The sequence below is a fragment of the Aquisphaera insulae genome, assembly GCF_011064615.1.
In the GTDB taxonomy this organism is placed as follows: domain Bacteria; phylum Planctomycetota; class Planctomycetia; order Isosphaerales; family Isosphaeraceae; genus Aquisphaera; species Aquisphaera insulae.
The window spans coordinates 80,400-101,117 of record NZ_JAALJH010000022.1; the positions used below are offsets into that span (position 1 = coordinate 80,400).

The 20,718-nt window shown below is 68.6% G+C and carries 15 protein-coding genes; 4 read left to right on the top strand and 11 right to left on the bottom strand.

What is annotated here, in order from left to right; genetic code table 11:
- Positions 1-183: 183 nt before the first annotated feature.
- Complete coding sequence (locus tag G6O54_RS14410; protein WP_165226337.1) at positions 184-1,842, bottom strand: carbohydrate binding domain-containing protein; 1,659 nt, start codon at positions 1,840-1,842, stop codon at positions 184-186.
- Between the two features lie 309 nt (positions 1,843-2,151).
- On the opposite strand from G6O54_RS14410, the gene G6O54_RS14415 reads away from it, so the two are divergent.
- Complete coding sequence (locus G6O54_RS14415) at positions 2,152-3,081, top strand: hypothetical protein (protein WP_165226338.1); 930 nt, start codon at positions 2,152-2,154, stop codon at positions 3,079-3,081.
- Between the two features lie 27 nt (positions 3,082-3,108).
- Here the strand turns inward: G6O54_RS14415 and mgtE are convergent, their stop codons facing one another.
- The 6 genes from mgtE to G6O54_RS14445 form a co-directional block, all read right to left on the bottom strand.
- Positions 3,109-4,497: a magnesium transporter gene (gene mgtE / locus G6O54_RS14420; protein WP_165226339.1), complete on the bottom strand. Its 1,389-nt coding sequence runs from the start codon at positions 4,495-4,497 to the stop codon at positions 3,109-3,111.
- Between the two features lie 157 nt (positions 4,498-4,654).
- Complete coding sequence (gene serS, locus G6O54_RS14425) at positions 4,655-5,941, bottom strand: serine--tRNA ligase (RefSeq protein WP_165226340.1); 1,287 nt, start codon at positions 5,939-5,941, stop codon at positions 4,655-4,657.
- A gap of 219 nt (positions 5,942-6,160) precedes the next feature.
- The gene (locus tag G6O54_RS14430) at positions 6,161-7,540 is read right to left on the bottom strand and encodes a dipeptidase (RefSeq protein WP_165226341.1); all 1,380 of its coding nucleotides are present in this window, start codon (positions 7,538-7,540) and stop codon (positions 6,161-6,163) included.
- A 135-nt stretch (positions 7,541-7,675) separates the two neighbouring features.
- Positions 7,676-8,257 (bottom strand): GNAT family N-acetyltransferase, encoded by a 582-nt coding sequence (locus G6O54_RS14435; RefSeq protein WP_165226342.1) that lies wholly within the window; start codon positions 8,255-8,257, stop codon positions 7,676-7,678.
- Positions 8,258-8,323: 66 nt separating this feature from the next.
- The gene (locus G6O54_RS14440) at positions 8,324-9,697 is read right to left on the bottom strand and encodes a cytochrome P450 (protein ID WP_165226343.1); all 1,374 of its coding nucleotides are present in this window, start codon (positions 9,695-9,697) and stop codon (positions 8,324-8,326) included.
- 96 nt (positions 9,698-9,793) lie between these two features.
- Positions 9,794-10,837, bottom strand: coding sequence for a ThuA domain-containing protein (locus G6O54_RS14445; RefSeq protein ID WP_165226344.1), 1,044 nt, complete (start codon positions 10,835-10,837; stop codon positions 9,794-9,796).
- A gap of 199 nt (positions 10,838-11,036) precedes the next feature.
- Between G6O54_RS14445 and G6O54_RS14450 the strand changes: the two genes are divergently transcribed.
- A complete protein-coding gene (locus G6O54_RS14450; RefSeq protein ID WP_250846893.1) occupies positions 11,037-11,849 on the top strand; it encodes an SDR family NAD(P)-dependent oxidoreductase in 813 nt (270 codons plus the stop codon).
- A 16-nt stretch (positions 11,850-11,865) separates the two neighbouring features.
- Here the strand turns inward: G6O54_RS14450 and G6O54_RS14455 are convergent, their stop codons facing one another.
- On the bottom strand, positions 11,866-12,663 hold the full coding sequence (locus tag G6O54_RS14455; protein WP_165226346.1) for an HpcH/HpaI aldolase family protein: 798 nt from the start codon (positions 12,661-12,663) through the stop codon (positions 11,866-11,868).
- A 31-nt stretch (positions 12,664-12,694) separates the two neighbouring features.
- Positions 12,695-14,065, bottom strand: a complete 1,371-nt coding sequence (locus G6O54_RS14460) for a Gfo/Idh/MocA family protein (protein ID WP_165226347.1) — start codon at positions 14,063-14,065, stop codon at positions 12,695-12,697.
- A gap of 301 nt (positions 14,066-14,366) precedes the next feature.
- Between G6O54_RS14460 and G6O54_RS14465 the strand changes: the two genes are divergently transcribed.
- Entirely contained in the window at positions 14,367-15,554 is a 1,188-nt protein-coding gene (locus tag G6O54_RS14465) for a glycosyltransferase family 4 protein (RefSeq protein WP_165226348.1), read from the top strand.
- 66 nt (positions 15,555-15,620) lie between these two features.
- On the opposite strand, the gene G6O54_RS14470 is transcribed toward G6O54_RS14465, so the two are convergent.
- Positions 15,621-17,372 (bottom strand): ArnT family glycosyltransferase, encoded by a 1,752-nt coding sequence (locus G6O54_RS14470; RefSeq protein ID WP_165226349.1) that lies wholly within the window; start codon positions 17,370-17,372, stop codon positions 15,621-15,623.
- Between the two features lie 77 nt (positions 17,373-17,449).
- On the opposite strand from G6O54_RS14470, the gene G6O54_RS14475 reads away from it, so the two are divergent.
- Complete coding sequence (locus tag G6O54_RS14475; RefSeq protein ID WP_165226350.1) at positions 17,450-18,775, top strand: hypothetical protein; 1,326 nt, start codon at positions 17,450-17,452, stop codon at positions 18,773-18,775.
- An 11-nt stretch (positions 18,776-18,786) separates the two neighbouring features.
- On the opposite strand, the gene G6O54_RS14480 is transcribed toward G6O54_RS14475, so the two are convergent.
- Positions 18,787-20,667 carry a pyrroloquinoline quinone-dependent dehydrogenase gene (locus G6O54_RS14480; RefSeq protein ID WP_250846894.1) on the bottom strand — a complete coding sequence of 627 codons (1,881 nt, stop codon included), beginning with the start codon at positions 20,665-20,667 and terminating at the stop codon, positions 18,787-18,789.
- Positions 20,668-20,718: the final 51 nt, after the last annotated feature.

Genomic DNA, 20,718 nt, shown 5'->3' on the forward strand with positions numbered 1-20,718 from the left:
GAGCCTCGCCCTCCCGGGCTGGGAGCGGCTCTTTTCCGGATGGGAGGGCGAGGCTCCTGCCGAGCCAGGCGCTGACAGGCGATCGCGCCGGGGGCTCGTTCCCAACCGCATCGCGGGCCGAGTCAGCGGCAACGACAACCGTCACGTCCAGATCCTGGCTGTGGGGCAATCAATACCAACCGTTCATTGCGCCAGGAGATCTCCGAACGCCCCCAGCAGGTCGTACTTGCGGGTCCACGGCGTGTACATCAGGCCCGTGAGCTTCGGCTCCTTGCGGGCGATGGCGACCCAGCCCTTGACCTCGTTCAGGTCGTCGGCGTCGTAGTAGCAGGCGCCCAGCGAGCGGAATCCAAGGCCGGCGAAGAACCGGACCGATTTCTCGCGGGGCTCGGAGCCCCAGGGGACCATGACCAGGTCCCTGGGGACGTGTTTCCACGAACCGGCGAAGCTGCCGGAGACCAGGTAGTAGTTGCCATGGGCATTGTGATCGGGATCGAGCATGTCCGACCAGGCCATGACCTCGACACCCGGGAAATGCTTGCGGAGGATCTGTTGTTGATGGGTGATGCACTCGCCCAGGAGCTTGCCCATGTCCTTGCCGCGGCAGGCCGCGCAGGTGCCCCCCATCCGGATCTCGTCCATGCTCAGGAGGATCCGCTTCGGCTTCAGGTGCTGCGCCAGGAGCGTCGCCTCGTGATCGTAGATCTCGTAGACGGCCGGCTCGGCCATGCATGCGGTCTGCTGCCAGTCGTTGATCAGGACGCTGTGATACCAGCTCACCCGGAGCTTCTCGCCCTCCCTGATGCGGCTGCCGGCCGGGATCTTGAGCGCGGGCGCGGGGCGATCGACGCGGGCCGGGTGGGCGTCCGGGTCGTTGAGCCGGGCGTAATCGCGGCCCTCCTCGTAGGTCGTGCCGCCGGCCCCGCGGACGGTCACCGGCGTGCCCGGTCGGTGGAGGACGTTGATCGGGCCGACCTCCTCGAGCGTCCAGTCGTCGAGCCAGAACGTCCCCTTCTTGCCGCCCCAGACACCCGCGTAGAACCGCGCGGAGGTCTCGGCCTGGCTGTTGAAGAGGTAGGTGACTTTCTGCCAGTCGGACGTGGCCGGGATCTCGAACGACTTGGGGGCGAGCTCGCGGTCGCCGTCCTTGGCGAGGATGGTGATGCGGAAGGCATTGGCGGGCTCCAGCCCCTCGGTCTTGACCCAGAGGCCGACCCGATAACAGCGCCGGGGGCGGAGGGACACTTCCTGGTAGATCCGGCCGTGGCCGTGCGGGTTGGCCGCGAAGTTCTCGAACCGGATCGAGGTCTTCCCGCCGTGGTGGACGCGGCCGTCCGCGAAGCTGATCTCGCCCGGCTGGTCGTGGAATCCGAACCGGGCGAACTGGTCCTTACGGTGGTCCTCGAAACCCCCGTTGGCGATCCCCGCGGGGGCGTCGCTCGCGAGCGTCGCCACCCCTCGCTGGACGACGAAGGGGGCGTCCTCGACGGGCAGTCCCTCCATCAGGTTCCGGTCGTGGGCGTAGATCCCCCCGGCGTAACCGACCGCGAAGATCGACGGGATGAACTCCAGCCGGTTCCGCTCGCAGGCGGCCTTCACCTGCTCGAGCCGATCGAAGTACTCGGGCGGCTTCTTGCAGAGCGTGTCCATCCCCAGCGGGAGGACCGCGCCGGTCATCCCGTGTGCCCCGGCCGTGTCGAGGACGCGGATGATCTCCGGGACGTCCCGCGACTTCTCGAGGTCCCAGCCGAAGACCCAGACCAGGCGATCGGGGATCGGCTCGGCGGCGGTGGCCGTGGGAGCGAAGAAGGACAGGGCGAGGAGCGGGATGAGGCGTTGCATGGGAGGGTCCTCACGACGTCGTGGTGTCGGATGGTCGTGCCCGAACTCCCGCCATTGTGCCAGGCGCCGGGGCCGGACCCAAGTCGGGGCCGGTTCGCCCTCGCAATCGGGGGTTTGTCTCTGCTAAGGTATTCGGAGAGGACCTCCGTCCGCCGCGGGTTTGCATGGTCATCTCGAAGCCGGTATCCTCTCGCGGCGGAACGGCCCGGCCCATGTCGGTCGGAATGTGGAGCATCGGTCCCCCGTTTGCGGGGGTTCGGCTTCGAGGGACGGATCGCTCGATCGTGCGAGCCGCTGGCCGAGGCGACCATGGCGAAGCTCAAGCGCTGGTATGATCCCGAGGCGTCGCAGGGGTTCCGGGTGATCCCGCGCGAGGACCGCGAGGAATCGTACGTGGCCCTGCGGTGGAAGCATCCGAGGATCCCTCCCACGCTGGGGGAATGCCTCGCCTATCCGCTCTCGGACGGGCCGGGGCTCGGGCTGCTGGTCCTCTTCCCGCCGGTGCTCTGGTTGCTCTCGCTGCCGGTCTTCGATTTCATCGCGATGCTGGAGCCGCTCTCCAAGAGCGACTGGGCGCTCGGCCTCGTGGTGGTGCCGATCTTCCTGCCCATGCTGTTCAGCTTCTCGATGATCTTCGGCTACGTCCTGCTGTTCCTGGGCCACGTCCTGGTGGCCAGCGCGATGGGCGAGAACGACCAGCCGCGATGGCCGGAGTGGCATCCGGCCGACGTCGCCGAGGGGATCGGCCGCTGGATCTGGGCCGTGCTCTTCGGCGCCGCCGTCGCGGGCCTGCCGCTCCTCGTCGCCTGGATCGTGGTCGGGAAGATCGACTGGTGGAACGGCTTCGTGATCGCGGACATCCTGATCCTCGGGGCCGCCTTCGGCCAGATGGGGCTCGCCGCCGCGCTCACGCACGACACGATCCTCGCCGCCAACCCGGTCACGGTCCTGGCGGCGATCGTCCGGATCGGCTGGGGTTACCTGGTGCCCTGCCTGGTGGCCGCCTCGGCCATGGCGCTTGCGGGCCTGGGCGTCTACGGCCAGCTCTACCGGATGCCGAGGATGTGGATGGAGGCCGTCGCCCTCTGGGCCTTCTGGGTCTTCGTCCTCTACGAGGCCATGGTGGTGATGCGGATGCTCGGGCTGACCTATCATGCCTACGCCATGGAGCTGGTCTGGTTCCGCCGCCGTCCCCGGTGGGCGAGCCATCGCATGGGGCGGATCTACGCCAATTCGTGAGTCAGTGGCGAGGGCGGGGATCTGGGGTCAGGCGCCCAGCTTGATCAGCAGGAGGATGGCGGTCGTGAAGTAGATGACCAGGCCGGTCGCGTCGACCAGGGTGCTGATGAACGGCGCGGAGATCACCGCGGGGTCGATGCCGAGGCGACGGGCCAGCAAGGGGACGATGGCCCCGATCGTGTTGGACCAGGTGCAGATGCCCAGGAGCGTGAGGCCGACGACGAGGGAGATCCCCCACGGCTGGCCCCATCGATATCGGGCATAGCCCACGCCGACCGTCCCCAGCATGAATCCCAGGAAGACACCCGTGAGCCACTCGCGGGCGATCACCCGCCAGGCCCCGTGACCCTTGATTTCGCCCAGGGCCATGCCGCGGATCACCGTCCCGACGGTCTGGCTTCCGGCGTTGCCGCCGGTCCCGAGCATCAACGGCAGGAAGAAATCCAGCGCGGTGAATCGGATCTTGACCCACTCGAAGTGCCTGACCAGGGGGATGGTGAGCTCCGCGGCCAGGAAGAGCATCAGCAGCCACTTGATCCGGCGGCGGACGACGTCCGGGACGGTGCTCGACCAGTAGGGGGCGGTGTCGGCCTCCGGGTCCGGGGAGACGCCGCCGAATTTGAGGATGTCCTCGGTCTGCTCCTGGCGGAGGATGTCCATCGCGTCGTCGTGGGTGACGATGCCCACCAGCCGATGGCTCGCGTCCACGACCGGGAGCGCGATCAGGTCATACTTGTCGATCTGGCGGGCGACCGATTCCTGGTCCTCGTCCACCCGGCCGTAGATGATGTCCCGCTGCATGATGTCCTCGATCATCGCCGGGCGGCGGGAGAGGATCAGCGTCCGCAGGGAGACGAATCCGATGAGGCGACGATTGTGATCGACGACGTACGAGTAGTAGATCGTTTCCTTGTCCGGCGCCTCCTGCCGGAGCCGTTCGAGGGCGTCGCGGACCGTGATGTGGGCGGGCAGGGTGACGTAGTCCGTGGTCATCACGGCGCCGGCTGTCCCGGGCTCGTAGCTGTTCAGGCGGCGAATGTCCTCGCGCTCCGCCTGGGCCAGGTGGGGGAGGACGCCGTCCACGAAGTCCTCGTCGAGCCGCTTGACCAGGTCCGCCCGCTCGTCGTGGGACATGATGTGGAGCAGGTCGGCCGCATCCCGCAGGGGCATGGACTCGACGATCCGGTGCTGGCTTTCGGTGTCCAGGTAGCTGAGGACTTCGGCCTGATCGCGGGTCGGGAGGATGTGGAAGAGGGCGTCGCCGTCCACCGACTGGAGATCCTCGATCAGCTCGGCGGTGCGGCCCGGGTGCTGGTCCTCGATGAACTCGCGCAACGCCTCGACCTCGCCGCCCCGGATCAGCAGGCGGAGGTCCGGGAGCAGGAGGGCGTTTCGCTGCGGCGGATTTCCAGCCATTCACCGCCCCTGATGTCGAGGTGTGAGGAGGGATCCCGGTGGTATTCCTGGAAGTAGGAGGACGACGACCGCGGGCGAGTGCGAGCGAACGGGCCGGCACGACCGTCCGGCCCTCGTCCTATGATACGCGTCTCGGGCGCAAGATGTTGAACCGAGATCAGCCGAGAATGTCCTTGCCGATGTAGGGCCTGAGGACCTCGGGGACGTCGATCCGGCCGTCGGCACGCTGGTAGTTCTCGAGGACGACGATCAGGGCCCGCGAGAGGGCCAGGGCGGTCCCGTTCAGGGTGTGGACGAAACGCGTCCCCTTCTGTCCGGCCGGCCGGTAGCGGATATTCAGCCGCCGGGACTGGTAATCGGTGCAATCCGAGGTGCTGGTGACCTCGCCGTATTCCCCGTGCTCGCCGCGGCCGGGCATCCAGGCCTCGACGTCGAACTTGCGGTAGGCGGGCCCGCCCAGGTCGCCGGTGCATATGTCGAGGACCCGGTAGGGGATTCCGAGGGCCGTGAAGAGCTCCTCCTCGATCGCGAGCATCTCGTCGTGGATCGCGCCCGAGCCCTCGGGCGTGGTGAAGCCGAACATCTCCACCTTGGTGAACTGATGGACTCGATACAATCCTCGGCTGGCCCGGCCCGCCGCGCCGGCCTCGGTCCGGAAGCAGTGCGAGAGGCCGACCAGCTTGATCGGCAGCGCGGCCTCGTCCAGCAGCTCGTCGGCGAGCATCCCCCCCAGGGTGATCTCGGCGGTGCCGACCAGGCTGAGGTCCGTGTCCTCGACCGAGTAGACCTGGGTCTCGACCCCTCGGGGCGTGAAGCCGATGCCTTCCAGGATGCTGTTCCGCGCCAGGTCGGGGGTGATGATCGGGACGAAGCCCTTGCCGACCAGGGTGCGGATGGCGAACTGCTGGAGGGCCAGGTCCAGGAGCACGGCGTCGTTCTTGAGGAAGTAGAAGCCCGTGCCGCTGACCTTGCCGCCGGTCTCGAAATCGATCAGGTCGAGCGCCTTGCCGAGCTCGACGTGGTCCTTGACCGGGAAGTCGAAGGTCCGCGGCGTGCCGACCTTGCGGATCTCCGCGCTGTCATCCTCGGTTCGGCCGACGGGCGCGTCCGGGTGGGTCAGGTTCGGCACCCGGCGGAGCCGCTGGCGGATCTCGTCGTCCAGGACCCGGAGTTGTTCCTCGCGGTCGCCTGCCTCGCCCTTGAGCCGCTTGCCCTCCTCGATCAGCTCCCCCCGGCGCTCGCGATCCTTCTCCTTGCCGGTCGCCTGGGCCACCTCGTTCTGGCGGCGGCGGATCTCCTCGACGGCCGACTGCAAGGACCGCCTCTCGCCCTCGAGGGCCACGATCCGGTCGATATCGTCGAGGACGTCCTCCGGCACGTTCCGGTTCCGCGAGTTCGTCCGCACCTCGTCGGCGTGAGCGACGACGTATTTCAGGTCCAGCATGGGTCGTTCTACCTTCGTCGGCGAGCCCCCCGCGATTCCGCGGCGGGGCCGATCCTGTTCTCGTCTCGTCCCGTCTTATCCCGCTCTGTGCCCGTGCCCCTGGCCGCGGACGGGGCTGGGAAAAGGGGACACCTTTTCCCTTTGCTAGTTCTCTCCGTTTGCTCGTATCAAGTCCGGTCTTCTTCGTCTTCTCTTCTCGGTGTCTCGGCGTCTCTGTGGTTAGTCCGTCTTTTCGACCGACAGCTCGTGCAGCAGGTGCGCGCCCGCCTTGATGCCACGGTGGAAATCGGCGAGGGAGAACTTCTCATTGGGCCCGTGGAGGTTGTCGTCGTTCTGCCCCCAGCCCAGGAGGAGGGTGTCGACTCCCAGCTCATTCTTGAGGAGCCCGACGACCGGGATGGAGCCCCCCTCGCGGATGAACACCGGCTTCTTGCCGAATCCGGATTCGACCGCCCGGACCGCCGCGCGGAATCCCGGCGTGTCCACGTTGACGAGCACGGCCGGGGCGCCCTGGAGCGAGGTCACCTCGACCGTGACGCCCGGCGGCGTGACCTTGGCGATATGGGCCCGCAGCAGCTCATCGACCGTCCCGGGGTCCTGGCCGGGGACCAGCCGGAAGCTCAGCTTCGCCCCCGCCTTGCAGGGGAGGACGGTCTTGGGCCCGGGGCCGGCGTAGCCGCCCCAGAAGCCGTGGACGTCGCAGGTCGGGCGTGCCCACTTCCGCTCGAGCGTGGTGTATCCCTCCTCGCCGAACAGGGCGGGGGCCGCCAGGTCGGACTGGAAGTCTTCCTCGGAGAACGGCAGCCTGGCGAACTCAGCCCGCTCCCAGTCTTCCAGGGGCTTGACCGAATCGTAGAACCCCGCGACCTGGATCTTGCCGTCGGGCCCTTTCAGGCTCGCCAGTATCGTCGCGAGGGCGTTGAGGGGGTTCTGCACCGCCCCGCCGAAGGTCCCCGAGTGGAGGTCCCGATTGGCCCCCTGGACGCCCAGCTCGAAGTAGGCCAGTCCCTTGAGCCCGTAGGTGATCGCCGGCTGGCCGGGGGCGAACTGGCTCGTGTCGGAGATCACCGCGTAGTCGCAACGGAGCCGCTCGCGGTTCTCGGCGACGAACGTCTCGAGGTTGGCCCCGCCGATCTCCTCCTCGCCCTCGATCAGGAACTTGACGTTCACGGGCAGGCCCCCGGTGGCCTGAAGCCAGGCTTCGGCCGCCTTCAGATGCGTGAACATCTGCCCCTTGTCGTCGGTGGCGCCGCGGGCGTACAGGTTGCCGTTCCGCACGGTGGGCTCGAACGGCGGCGAGAGCCACGGCTCCAGCGGCTCGGCGGGCTGGACGTCGTAGTGCCCGTAGACCAGGACGGTCGGCTTCCCCTTCGCGCCCAGCCATTCGGCGTAGACGATCGGATGCCGTTTGGTCGGGATGATCTCGGCCTTCAGCCCCATCGCCGCGAGGTCGTCGCGGACGAATTCCGCGGCCATCCGCGTGTCGGGGTCGTGGTCCGGCTGCGCGCTGACGCTCGGGATGCGGATCAGGTCCTTGAGCTGGTTCTCGAACCGAGCCCCATGGGACTCGAGATACGCGTCGACCTTCGCCAGCGACATCCGACACCACCTTTCCGGGCGCAAAGCTCGAAAACGGGAGGAATTCCGATTCCATGCCTCCCGATCGATGGGGCCAGTATAGCACGACCCGGCCGTCCGATCGACCACCCCCACCGATCCCCGGGCCGAACCGGTCTACCCCGGGAATTCAGCCGGCCGCCGGGGCTCTCGCCACCCGTCCCGACGAATCCGATGGAGGACATGACGTCGGAGCGGGTGGCCCTCCGGCAGGTTCGGATGGTCGAAATCATCCTCCGCGGAGCGGCCCATCCCGAGCCGCTCCATCACGGCACGCGACCGTGCGTTTCGGAGGGTCGTGAAGGCGACGATCTCGTCGAGCCGGAGCGACTCGAAGCCGAAACGGAGCGATTCCGCCGCGGCCTCCGTGGCGTAGCCGCGGCCCCAGTAGTCGCGCGCCAGCCGCCAGCCGATCTCCACGCACGGCGTGAAGTGGGCCTGGAACCTGGGGCGGGCCAGCCCCACCATCCCCACCAGAGGCGCAACGCCGGGGGCCTCGACGGCCCAGAACCCGAAGCCCTCGGTCGCGAAGTGGAGGCGGATCCGATTGACGAACTGGACGGTCTCCTCGACGCTCAGGGGGCCGGCGAAGTACTCCATCACCGCCGGATCGGCGTTGATCGCCGCGAACGGCTCGAGGTCCTCGTCACGCCAGGGCCGGAGGATCAGGCGGTCGGTGTGGAGGATCGGGTCGGACACGATGGCAGCCCCGGTGATTCGTTGGGGTTCGGATGGAAGCGTGACCGAGTCAGCCGCGCTCGTCCCTCATCCGGGCCGGATGATGATCCGGCCGCCGTCGTCCGGACCCATGACCAGGCCGTACCGCCGGGGCGTGGACCGTGCTCCCGGGGGACGCTCGATGCGGACCTGCGCCAGCATCGTCGCGAGCACGACCTTCATCTCGTAGAGGGCGAACGGCATCCCGAGGCAGACTCGGTTGCCGCCTCCGAAGGGGAACCATTCGTGGGGTCCAAACTTGCGCGTCAGGAAACGGTCCGGCAGGAACCGAGCCGGCTCGGGATAGAGGTCTTCGCGGTGATGGACGAGGTAAGAACAGGGACAAAGGACCACGCCCGGGGGGTACTCCCTCCCGCCCGCCGCAAACGGCCTGACCGTCTTCCGGACGACGAACGGCACGACGGGCCATCGCCTGAGACTCTCCCGGATCGTCGCGTCGAGGACATCGAAGTCGGGCAGCCGTTCGGCCTGCGGGAGGCCGTCGGACGTCGCCCCCCTGACCTCGGCGGTGACGCGATCCTGGATCTCCGGATGGGACGAGATGTCGACGAGCGCCCACGAGAGCCCCAGCGCCGTCGTGTCGTGGCCGGCGATCAGGATGGTGAACAGGGCGTCGCGGACCTCGCGGTCTTCCAGGGCCGAGCCATCCTCGTAGCGAGCCGCGAGGAGGTCGTCGAGCACATTCTCGCCGGCCGCGGGCTTCTCCCCGCGGCGCCTCGCCGCGATGAAGGCGAACAGGTCCTCATCCAGGTCGCGGAGCTGGCGAAAGAGAGGAGCCCAGCGGGAGCCCGTAAGGCGATCGATCGGGATGACGGTCATCATCACCAGGGCATATTTCTGACGCCCTTGCGAGAGCATGCGTTCGATCTTCCGTTGGAAGCCGTCGAGCTCTGGCCCGGCCTCGAGACCGAGCCCCGTCCGAAGGATCACGCGGGCTGTGATGCTCCTCATGACCGGCAGCGAGGGGACCGGCACGCCCCTTGGCCATTGGCGCAGGGCGTTGAGTGTCTCCAGCCGCATGGCCTCAAAGAAGGCGCGCATGCGATCCCCCTTCAAGGGGGGGACGAGTACCCGCCGCTGGCGGGCATGCGGCGCCTCGTCCAGGACCAGCACCGAACTCTGCCCCACGGTGGCCCGGAAGAGGGCATTGGCCTCCCCGGAATGGAGCACCTCCGGGTCGCCGCGGAAGACCTCCCGGACGACCTCCGGGTCGGAGAGCATCACGAACTTTCCATTCCCGGCGATGTCCAGCGTGAACGCGTCGCCGAACTCGCGATGGCCGTCGTCAAGGAGCCCGAGCGGGTCTCCCGCAAACCGGACGAGCTGCCACCAGGCGGGCCGGCGCGGACTGGGCGGCAACCCGGCACTCGTCGACTCCTGGGGACCGCGCTCGCTCGACATCCTCGGGACTCCTGGTCACGTCGCGGTCCGGCCCCGAGTTGCGACGCCTACCGGCGGTTCCCCCGGGGGCCGACGAATCCCTTCTCAACCACGCGTTCAATCCCTGGCCAGATCCTCCGGCTTCACACCCCGCGTGTGTTTATCGAATCCGAAGGGCGTCGGATGGTACTCGCCCACGATCGTGACGTCGGTCCGCGCCGGGATGGCCTCCTCCAGTCCGACGGCCCAGAAGCAGGCGTTGACGACCAGCCGACGGGTCCCCTCGGTGGCAAGGTCCTGCGAGGCCCCCATCGTCGTCGTGAAGACGCGGCCGGACTTGCCGGATTCTCCGGCGTAGAACTTCACCCAGGCGACGGGCATCATCGGGTCGTTCTTCGGACCGGCAACGGGGGGATCCTCGGGCTTCATGCCCGTCAGCACCTGGCCCAGGACGAGTGGCGTGCTGTCGCCCGGGAGCGGGAGCCGGACGCGGTAGACGTCGGTCGGCCCCCAGACGTCGCCGCTCTTGATGCCGCGGAGGATCGGGTGGTTCTCCGCCCCGGGCGCGATCACGCCGCGGGTGCTCTCGTGGCCGTGGTCGCCGTGGTGGGCGATCCAGGTCTCCCCCAGGATCTGGCGGCCGAAGCCCCCGTCCCACGCCTTGCTCTGCCAGGAGAACCGCCCATAGGTTCGGCCTTCCTTCGAATTGAACGCGTGCGTCGCCGTCCGCAGCCCGACGATCGGCTTCCCCGCCGCGACGTAATCGGCGATGGCCTTCATCTGGTCGTCCGGCAGGTCGCGGAATCGCGCGAGGATCACCATCAGGTCGGCAGATCGGAGCGCATCGAGCCCTGGGATGTTGTCCGTCCGCGTGGGCGTGATCGTCCCGTCCTCTCCGATTGCGAACAGGACGGTGCAGTCGAATCCGTGCCGCCTGGCGAGGATCTTCGCGAGCTGCGGCAAGCCTTCCTCGGAACGGTATTCCTCGTCGCCGCTGACGAGCACGATCCGCTTGCCATGCCCGGGTCCATCTCCCCCCTTGAGCGTCAGCCAGGGATCGGAGGCCTGCGCCGGGCAGGCGAACAGGAGCGGGGCGGCCAGGGCAAGGGCTCGGACGAGTCGTCTCGGGAAGGGTCGTGGGTTGGGCGATCGCGTCGACATCGGCCTCGACTCCGTCGATCAGGGCAGGGCGGGTTCGCGTGGGAGGGACGTTCGATCACGATCTTAGCGGCCCCGATCGGGCGGCGAAAGGAGTCCGGCCGGTTCGTTGACGACGCCCCGGCCGGGGTGCATCATGAAGTCCGTTCCGATATCGCGGCGGCGATCCAGGGTCGAGGTCGAGGCGAATCGAGGGCCGATCATGGCAGAGACGAACGGCAAGCCGGTCGCCCTGGTGACGGGCGGGGCGCAGGGGATCGGCGCGGGGATCGCGGGGGCACTCGGGGCGGCGGGATACGCGGTGGTCGTCGCGGACATCCTCCAGGAGGAGGCCGGCGAGACGGCCTGCAGGCTCGCCGGGCAGGGCGTCGAGGCGGCCGGCGTGCGGCTCGACGTCACCTCGGCGGAGGAGTGGTCGCGCGTCATTGCGGAGGTCGAGGCTCGCTGGGGCGGGCTCGACGTCCTGGTGAACAACGCCGGCATCAGCCCGCGGGGCACCATCGAGAGCACCGACGAGGCGCTCTGGGACCAGACCCTGGCGATCAACCTCAAAGGGCCGTGGCTGGGCATCAAGGCCGCGCTGCCGCTGCTCCGCAAGCGGAAGGGGACGATCATCAACATCGGATCCACGCGGTCGACCCGCCCGATGCCGGGGCTCTTCCCGTACGTCATCAGCAAGGCCGGCCTGTATGGCCTGACCCGGCAGGTCGCCAACGAGTGCCTGCCCGAAGGGATCACCTGCAACATGGTCGCCCCGGGCTGGGTGGACACCCCCAACGAGCGGAAGATCCAGGCCCGCCACGGCCGGCCCGATTTCCCCGCGGGGATCCGCAACCTGACCACTCCGGAGGACGTCGGCGCGGCGGTGGTCTTCCTGGCCTCGAAGCACGGCCGCAAGGTCCACGGCGACATCCTCTACGTCGACTCAGGCCTGCACGTGGCCGACGACGCCGGCATGGTCCATCTCCCCGACCGGGTGAAGCCGCCGTTCGAGCAGCGGATCGACGAGTCGTGAACGTCCCTCGGGGGCCTCAGTACTTGGCGAGACCTTCCCCCGCGGCCGAGGGGTTGGTCTTCTTGACGGCGTCCGCGGCCCCGCCCAGCATGAACATCAGCTCGCTGCCCAGGGCGATGAACCGGAAGCCCTGCTCCGCCCGCCGGAGGGCGTCCTCGGGGGAGAAGGTGTGCAGGCCGCAGGGGACCTTCTGGCGGTTGGCGGCCGCGAGGATCCGGTCGAGCGTCGCCTCGAATTCCTCCTTGGTCGGGAAGGTGCCGTCGGGGGCGCGCATCGACCAGGTGAGATCGTTGGGGCCGACGAATATGGCGTCGATGCCGGGGACCGAGTAGATCTCGTCGGCGATCTCGACCGCCCGGATGTGCTCGGTCTGGATCACCACCAGGATCTCGTCGTCGGCGTGGCGATAATACTCGTCCGCGGTCGCGCCGTAGTTGATCGCGTGGAAGCCGCCGCCGACCGAGCGATTCCCGCGCGGGGCGTACTTGGTGGCGGCGACGATCGCGCGGGCCTCGTCGGCGTCCATGACCATGGGGGCGACGATGCCCATGGCTCCGCTGTCGAGGACCATCTTGATCCATTCGTGCTTACCGGCCGGGATCCTCGCCAGCGGGACGCAGCCGGCGTCGGCGATCGCGCCGAACATCGTGGCCGCGGTCTGGATGTCGGTCGGCGAGTGCTCGAGGTCCACCGTGAGCCACGGGAATCCGGTCCTTGCCATGAACCGCGCCGCGCCGACGTTTCCGAGGGAGAGCCAGGTGCCGATCTGCGGCTTGCCGGCCTTGAGCGCCCGAATGACGGGGTTGGTCTTCATGATGGCTCCATGGGGGGGATCCCGTTGGGGATCAAACGGTGGGCAGCGTCCAGCCCTCGCGATAGGGCCGGCTGAGCATCCGCGAGGCCTCGTCATCGCCGATGATCTGCTCGGTCCGCGGGTCCCACTTCAGGCTCTTGCGACCCAGCCGCATCGCGATGTTGCCGAGGTGGCAGATCGTGATCGACCGATGCGCCACCTCGACGGGCGCGGCGGTCGGCCCGCGCGAGATCACGCAGTCGATGAAATTGCGGAAGTGGTCGTCGCTCCGGTAGAGGTGGATCTCGTCCGGGCCGATCTTCGAGGCGAGGATCGACTCCGGCTCCGCCGTGTGCTTGCCGCGATTCGCGTAGACCTTCCCCTTCGTCCCCTCGAAGGTCACGCCCATGGTGTTGCGATTGGAGACGATCATCCGGACGCCGTTCTCGTAGACGGCCTCGAACGAGAACTCGGTCGCGGTGTTCCAGAGGGGGTCGGCGGCGAACTCGGCGTGGGCGTTGCGGATCTCGATCGGGCCGGTCAGCTCGGTCCCCATGCCCCACTGGGCGCAGTCGGGGTGATGGCCGCCCCAGTCCGTGACCTGGCCGCCGGAATAGTCGTAGATCCACCGGAAATTGACGTGGCAGCGTGCCGGGGCGTAGGGGGCCTGTGGCGCGGGGCCGAGCCAGCGATCGTACTCGAAGCCGGCCGGGACCGGCTCGACCTGCTTGCGATCGCCGGTCTTGCCGAAATCCGGCCGTCCGCCCGGCAGCCCCACGCGAACGACCTTGAGGTCGCCGATCCGGCCGTTCCGGACGAGCTCGCAGGCCTGGCGGAAATGCGGGTCCGAGCGCTGCTGGCTGCCGGTCTGGAAGACGACGCGATGCTTGTTGACGGCGTAGCTCATGGCCCGTCCCTCGGCGATCGTGAGCGCGAGGGGCTTCTGGCAGTAGATGTCCTTGCGGGCCAGGCACGCCTCCAGGACGGGGATGGCGTGCCAGTGGTCGGGCGTGGCGATCTCGACCGCGTCGATGTCCTTCCGGCCCAGCACCTCGCGGAAGTCCACGTACGCGTCGCAGCCGCGATAGTCACCGGAGGGCCTGTTCGCGGCATAGTGCTTCTCGACGAGCCGCTTCGCCGGCTCCCGCCCGCCGACCTTGCCGTCCCAGTAGCCCGGGCTCTCTCGGTTCACGTCGCAGACGGCGACGATCTGGACGCGATCGTCCTTGAGGAACGACTGGATGTCGTTCATCCCTTGGTTGCCGGTCCCGATCACGCCCACCGTGACCCGGTTGCTCGGCGCGACGCGGCCGCCTCGACCCAGGGCGGAGGCGGGCACGATCGCGGGGAAGCCGGCGACCGCGGCGAGTCGGAGGAAGTCGCGGCGGCTGCCCCTCTGGGCGTTCGCACTGATCGCTCTCATCGGAGCCCTTTCCCCTCGATAATATCCGACCGGCGGAAGTTCGATGGCTGCCGGGCGATCCTATCACACCGGCGGACGCTTCCCAACGGAGGTGTCCCCTCACGAAGTCTTCCCCGACATTCACGGCGGCTTCATCCGATCGCAACAGGATGAGGGTGGAATCGACATGCTCGCTCCCCGCTCGATCGGCACTCGGCTGGCGTCCGCCGGGCCCGGATCGCAGAATCGATGGACGAGAACGGCCGGTCGGCTCGCGGACCCGACCGGGCGGAGAGATTCCCGCGAGCATCGAGCCTCGTCCATGCGTGTCACCCTGGTCACCGAGACCTACTTCCCCCAGGTCAACGGCGTCTCCCGGACGCTCGGCGAGCTGGTGCGTTATCTGGTGGAATGCGGTGACCAGGTCCAGCTCGTGCGCCCGGACTACGGCCGTGAGGAGATATCCGCGGCGGAGATTGGAGGCGACCCCGGTTCTCTGGAGGTCCATCGCGTCCGATCGATTCGCCTGCCGTTCTACCGCGAGCTGTATCTGCCCCTGCCCCCGTTCGGCGGGCTCTGCCGGGCGATCGATGGATTTCGCCCGGATCTCCTCCACGTCGCCACCGAGGCGACGCTGGGACTCACGGCCCTTCGGCACGCCCGGCGCCGGGGCTTGCCGGTCGTCTCGAGCTTCCACACCAACTTCGATCAGTACAGCCGTCACTATCGAGTCGGATGGTCGAAGGGCATCGTCTGGCGATACCTTCGCTGGTTCCACAACGCCACGAGCGAGACCTACGTGCCGTCTCGGACGACGATATCCGAGCTGGAATCGCGTGGCTTCGAGCGGCTGGTCCTCTGGCCCCGAGGCGTTGACGGCACGCTCTTCCGTCCCGACCGGCCGGGCCGAGATGCCGTCCGCTCCGCACTCGGCTTCGCGCCCGATGATCTCGTCCTCAGCTACGTGAGCCGAATTGCGGCCGAGAAGAACGTCGATTACCTGGCCGATGCCCTGGAGCTGATCGCCAGCCGCGTCCCCAGCTTAAAGATCCTGCTCGTCGGCGACGGACCGGCACGGGTCGAGCTCGAGCGGCGACTGGGCTCGATCGCGCGGTTCGCCGGCTATCGGACCGGCGAGGACCTGGCGGACCATTACGCGGCGGGGGACCTCTTCGCGTTCACCAGCCTCACCGAGACGTTCGGCAACGTCGTCCTCGAAGCCATGGCCAGCGGCATGCCCGTCGTGGCCCTTCGTGCCGGGGGCGTGGGCGACACGATCCGCGACGGCGAGACCGGGCTCCTCGTCGATCCCGCCGAGACGCCCGCACAATTCGCCGACGCCGTCCTGTCCCTGGTCCGCGACCCCGAGCGGCGGGCCGACATGGCACAGGCGGCCCGGGCGTTCGCCCTCAGCCAGTCCTGGGGCGCGATCATGGGAGGGCTTCGGGACCGGTACGAGGCCCTCGTCGGAACCTCGGCGGGCAGGCTCGCCATGGCGGCGGCCCGGTAAGCCTCCACACTGAATCTCTCGTCAAGATGACCGAATGGCCGAATTCGTTCCAGCCGACGCGGCGTCTCATTCCGGAGCGGCACCCTTCCGGGCGGACAGGGAGCCCGCGGACTCGAACGCGTCTCGATGCTCGCGGTCGACCCACAGGCCCATCCCGTTCATCCCCGGGACCAGCGACGAGGGGCGATAGTACTCGCGGAGGAACGCTCGGAGTGCGGGGAAGGGGGGATAGCCGACGAAGATCAGGCCCGGCTGGTGGGCGCGGAGGCTGGTCATGATTTCCTCGATCCGGGGTCGGATCAGGGGATGGTCCCGCTCCGCCTGGTCGCGGAGGAGGTTGTCGACGAAGAAGTACCGGGTCACGCCGTCGAGCTTGCCGTAGAAATGGAGTGGCGCCTGATACCCCCAGACGTATAGCCTCGGATCGGGCCAGACCGTTCGGCGCCGATCCAGCTCCTTCCCCCAGTGCCGGAGCGTCACCCACTGGCCGCCCCCTTTGTAGCGGACGGTCAGCTCCTGGGGCGGAACCAGCAAGTAGCATCGGACCTGCATCCAGGCGACGGCGAGGACCGCCGCGGCGAGGCAGATCGACGCGATCAGCGAGGCGGCGACCAGGCCGCCCCCCGGTCGCGGCGTGCCGGGCTCGTGACTCCATCTTCGCGCGAGCGGACGGGCCGCGCCCGTGATCCCGATGGCCGTTGTCAGGGCGATTCCCGGGGTGACCAGCAGGTAATAGTGCTGCCAGTAGAGTCCCGGCAGGATCACCTGCAAGGCCGAGGCGACCGTCCAGGCGGCGACGAGCCGCAGGGGAGGCGCCACGCGGCGGCCCGGGAGCAGATAGGCGATGAGGCAGGCGGTCGCGAGCCAGATCGGCCACGAGCCGGTCCCCCACCAGACCAGGTAGTTCGTACTGCCGAACGGCCAGGGGAGCTTGCCGTCCGGCGCGGCGTTCCCCGTCAGCCAGCGGACCAGGGCCGGCGGGGCATTCGGCTCCGGGAGGGTGTCGGTCGCGAGCGCCGGGCCATAGCGGAAGATCTCGTCGATCGCCGACGAGCCGGCGCCCTGGGCCCAGAGCACACCGGCCGAGAGGAGGATCGGCGCGGCGACGCCCGCGGCGAAGGCCAGTCCGTCGAGGAGCCGCGACGCATACGATCGCCCCGGCGCGGACTCTCCGCTCGGCTTCAGGAGGCAGAACCCGCCGAAGACAACGGCCGGGACGATCGCCACCTGCTTCACCAGCGCCGAGGCCCCCACGCAGGCCCCGGCCGCCAGGATCGGCCCGCGCCGACCGCTCGACCAGCCCAGCAGGAACAGGGCGAGCGCCGCGACCGAGAAGAAGTTCATGAAATGTTCCATGTTCGATCCGTTGCCGTAGAGGTACGGATCGGTGCCGACGATCGCGAAGATCGCGGCGGCGAGGCAGCCGCAGGCCGGGCCGGACAGGCGCAGGCCCAGCCACCACAGGACTGCGATCGTGCCCAGCACGAACGGGATGGCCATGAGCCGGATGGACAGCTCGTGGTATCCGCCCAGGACGACGGCCAGCTCGTAGATCCAGTAGCCGAGCGGGGGCTTGTGCTCGGCGAGGTCGCGATAGAGGACGTCGCCCAGGGCCATTCGATGCCCCATGTAGGCATAGGCCGTCTCGTCGCAATCGAGCGGCTCGGAGGGCCCCGTCGCCGTCGGCCAGAGCATCCGTGCCGACGGCAAGAGCGGGGCGAAGGTGTGTGCCCGATACCAGACATCGAGGGCGAGGATCGCCAGCAGCACCACGATCGGCCAGCGCTTCAAGGATCGGCCCTCGAACTCGACTCGCATCCCGGACTTCTTCCCGGCTGATAGCTTATCATGGTGGCCACGATACGCGACACGCTGGAGGGTTGAGGGCCGAGTCCGTGGACGAATCGATCGCGACGAATGCGACCAGGGGCCTCGCGAGGCGCTCCTGGCTGATCGGGCTGCTCTACTGGATCACGCTCCTGCCGTTGACGTCCCCGCCGAGGCACAGCGGGAACGTCTGGTCGCGGTACATGACGATCGAGTCCCTGGTGGAGCGCGGGACGCTCGCCATCGAGCGGTCTCCGCTCCTGGCGATCAGCGGTTCGCCCGATCAGGTCCGCATCGGCCCCCACATCTATTCGGACAAGCCGCCCATGCTCTCGGCGATCGCGGCGGGCCTGTACGCTCCGCTCCACTGGGGCATGGGCTGGAAGATGAGCCGGCCCGGGGACTTCCAGGCCGTGAACGCCGCGTTGGTGTGGGGAATCGTCGGCCTCTGCTCCGGGCTCGCGCTCGTCGGGCTGCGGCGACTGATCGCCCTCGCGCCGATCAACCCCATCGTTGCGGATCTCCTCACGCTGGGCTTCGGATACAGCTCGCTCCTCCTCGTCTACGGGGTGACGTTCAACAACCACAGCGTCGCCGCGGGGTTGCTGACGCTCGCCCTGGCGATCGTGGCGACCGGGAACGGAGTGGGCCGTTCCGGGTGGGGGCACTTCGCGACCGGCCTCCTGACCGGCCTGGCGGCGACCATCGACCTTCCGGCCGGCGGGTTCTTCACGGCGGCGCTGACGGTCTGGCTGGCGGTCCGTCGCCGCGGGATTCCGGTCGCCTATCTTGCCGGTTGCGTGGGGCCGCTGCTCGCCGCGGCATGGCTCCAGTATCGGATCGCGGGCTCGCCGCTCCCGGTGGAGATGAACCCCCGGCTTTTCGACTACGAGGGCTCTTACTGGACCACGGGGCCGGGCCGTTGGGTGGAACGCGGCCCGCGTTGGCGGTTCGGCCTCGAGTTCCTCTTCGGCCCCCAGGGCTGGCTGACCGTGACGCCCGCCCTGATCCTGGGAGCGATGGGGGCCGCCTGGATCGCCGCCCGTCGGGGCGATGCGCTCCGCCCGCTGGCGATCATCGTCCTGACCTCGATCCTGGTCCTCGTCGGCTACTACACCTGGGGCGTCCGCCGGACGGACTTCGCCGGCCTCTCGTACGGGACCCGACACCTGCTGGCGATCTCCCCGGCCACCTTCGCGTTCGCCGTCATCCTGATCGGACGATGGAAACGGAAGGTGGCCTGTTCCGTCATGGCCGGGCTGATCGCCGTGGGGGCGGTCTACGCGATCGCGGGCATGAAGGACCCGTGGTCGCGGATCGAGCGGCGGGACGACTCCGGCCTGCGGTTCGTCAAGAAGCTGACGGCCTATCCCTGGAGCAGCTACGCGAGGTAACTTCCGATCCCTCAATCCGGCAGGCGGAACGCCACGAACGCATCGCCCGCGCGGGTGCGGAGCTTGCCGGCGCCGCCGGCGGCGATGACGAGGTACTGGCGGCCGTCGACCTGATACGTGCACGGCGTGGCGTAGCCTCCGGCGGGGAGCGGGTGCTCCCAGAGGAGTTTCCCGCTCGCCTTGTCGAAGGCGTGGATCTTCTCGTCCTTGGTCCCGGCGATGAACACCAGGCCCCCCGCGGTGACGATCGTCCCGCCGAAGGTCTCCGTCCCGGTCTGCGCGATGCCCCGGGCCTTGAGCTCGGCGTACTCGCCGAGAGGGACCTGCCAGGCGATCTCGCCCGCATTGAGGTCGATCGCCGAGAGGACGCCCCAGGGGGGCTTGATCGCGGGATAGCCTTCCTGGTCGAGGAACTGAAGGTAGCCCTTGTGCCGGTACGGGCCGATCTTCGCCCGCTCGTCCGGCTTCGAATCGCTCAGGGTGAGGACGTTCGGGACGTTGTTCGAGTTGACGTAGAGCCGGCCGGTCGTCGGATCGAACGAGGCCCCGGACCAGTTGGCGCCGCCGTGGAAGCCGGGAATCACCACGCTGCCCCGCGCGCTCGGCGGCTCGAACGCGGTGCCGTGGCGGTAGGTCTTCAGTCGCTCGAGCACGAACGAGCGGTTCGCCGGGCCGATGTCGGTGACGTTCGATTCATCGAACGACTGGACCGAGAACGGCGGCGGCTTCACCGGGATCGGCTGCGTCGCCGCGGCCTTCTCGCCGGGGACGTCGGAGGCGGGCACCGGCACGTCCTTCACCTCGAACAGGGGCTTGCCGGTGTCCCGGTCGAAGAGGAAGACGAAGCCCGTCTTCGTCACCTGGGCGACGGCATCAAGCGCCTTGCCACCGTGCCTGACCGTGACCAGGTTGGGATAGGTCGGCAGGTCGTGGTCCCAGAGGTCATGCCGGAGGGTCTGGAAGTGCCAGAGTCGCCGGCCTGTGCGGGCATCGATGGCCAGCGTGCAGTTGGCGAAGAGGTTGTCGCCGTGGCGGTCGCCGCCGTAGAAGTCGAACGCCGCGGAGCCGGTCCCGGCGAAGACCATTCCGCGATCGACGTCCACGCTCAGGCCGCCCCAGGCATTCGCCCCGCCGCGGTCCTTCCAGGAGTCCGCCGCCCAGGTCTCGGCGCCGAACTCGCCCGGACGCGGCACCGTGCGGAAGGCCCAGAGCTGGGCGCCGGTCCGGACGTCGAAGGCGCGGATGTCCCCCGGGGCCGCCAGGCCCGGGCCCTCGTCGTTGGACACGCCGACGATGATCGTGTCCTTCCACAGGGCCGGGGCGGAGGTCGGCCCGTAGTTCATCGCGGCATACTTCGGATCGAGCTCCTTGTGAAGGTCGCGGATGCCCCCATCGCCGAACCTGGGATCGAGTTTGCCGTCCCTTGCATTGAGGGAGTAAATCCGGCCGTCCCCGGCGCCGTGGATGATCCGCCGCTCGCCGTCCGGCTTGCCGTCGGACCAGTACGCACAGCCGCGATTCACGCCCCCGGACGCCGGGGTGCGGCCGCTCGGATGATCCTTGAGCGGGTCGAACTGCCAGAGCTCCTTGCCGGTCGCGGCGTCGAGCGCCACGACCCGGAGATAGCCCGTGGTCAGGTACATCACCCCGTCGACGACGATCGGGGTGCATTCGATCGTCTTGCCCGTGCGTCCCTGGAGCTCTCCGGTGTGATACGTCCAGGCGGGCTTCAGTCGAGCGACGTTCTCGCGGTTGATCCCGTCGAGCGTCGAGTACCGCATGCTACCCGGATCATTGCCGACCCGGGGCCAGTCCACGTTCCGGGCGGTCTGGGCCGCCGCGCGGCCGGCCATTACGAGGAGACACAGCGAGAGGAACCGAGCGGCACGCATCGAGTGAGCCCCCTGGACCTGCGACATCGCGGGAACGGAACGGAATCGAAC

Bases quoted from the DNA above. Each gene is read 5' to 3' on its own strand.
- G6O54_RS14410 (WP_165226337.1), bottom strand. From the start codon at position 1,842: ATGCAACGCCTCATCCCGCTCCTCGCCCTGTCCTTCTTCGCTCCCACG.
- G6O54_RS14415 (WP_165226338.1), top strand. From the start codon at position 2,152: ATGGCGAAGCTCAAGCGCTGGTATGATCCCGAGGCGTCGCAGGGGTTC.
- mgtE (WP_165226339.1), bottom strand. From the start codon at position 4,497: ATGGCTGGAAATCCGCCGCAGCGAAACGCCCTCCTGCTCCCGGACCTC.
- serS (WP_165226340.1), bottom strand. From the start codon at position 5,941: ATGCTGGACCTGAAATACGTCGTCGCTCACGCCGACGAGGTGCGGACG.
- G6O54_RS14430 (WP_165226341.1), bottom strand. From the start codon at position 7,540: ATGTCGCTGGCGAAGGTCGACGCGTATCTCGAGTCCCATGGGGCTCGG.
- G6O54_RS14440 (WP_165226343.1), bottom strand. From the start codon at position 9,697: ATGTCGAGCGAGCGCGGTCCCCAGGAGTCGACGAGTGCCGGGTTGCCG.
- G6O54_RS14445 (WP_165226344.1), bottom strand. From the start codon at position 10,837: ATGTCGACGCGATCGCCCAACCCACGACCCTTCCCGAGACGACTCGTC.
- G6O54_RS14450 (WP_250846893.1), top strand. From the start codon at position 11,037: ATGGCAGAGACGAACGGCAAGCCGGTCGCCCTGGTGACGGGCGGGGCG.
- G6O54_RS14455 (WP_165226346.1), bottom strand. From the start codon at position 12,663: ATGAAGACCAACCCCGTCATTCGGGCGCTCAAGGCCGGCAAGCCGCAG.
- G6O54_RS14460 (WP_165226347.1), bottom strand. From the start codon at position 14,065: ATGAGAGCGATCAGTGCGAACGCCCAGAGGGGCAGCCGCCGCGACTTC.
- G6O54_RS14465 (WP_165226348.1), top strand. From the start codon at position 14,367: ATGCGTGTCACCCTGGTCACCGAGACCTACTTCCCCCAGGTCAACGGC.
- G6O54_RS14470 (WP_165226349.1), bottom strand. From the start codon at position 17,372: ATGCGAGTCGAGTTCGAGGGCCGATCCTTGAAGCGCTGGCCGATCGTG.
- G6O54_RS14480 (WP_250846894.1), bottom strand. From the start codon at position 20,667: ATGCGTGCCGCTCGGTTCCTCTCGCTGTGTCTCCTCGTAATGGCCGGC.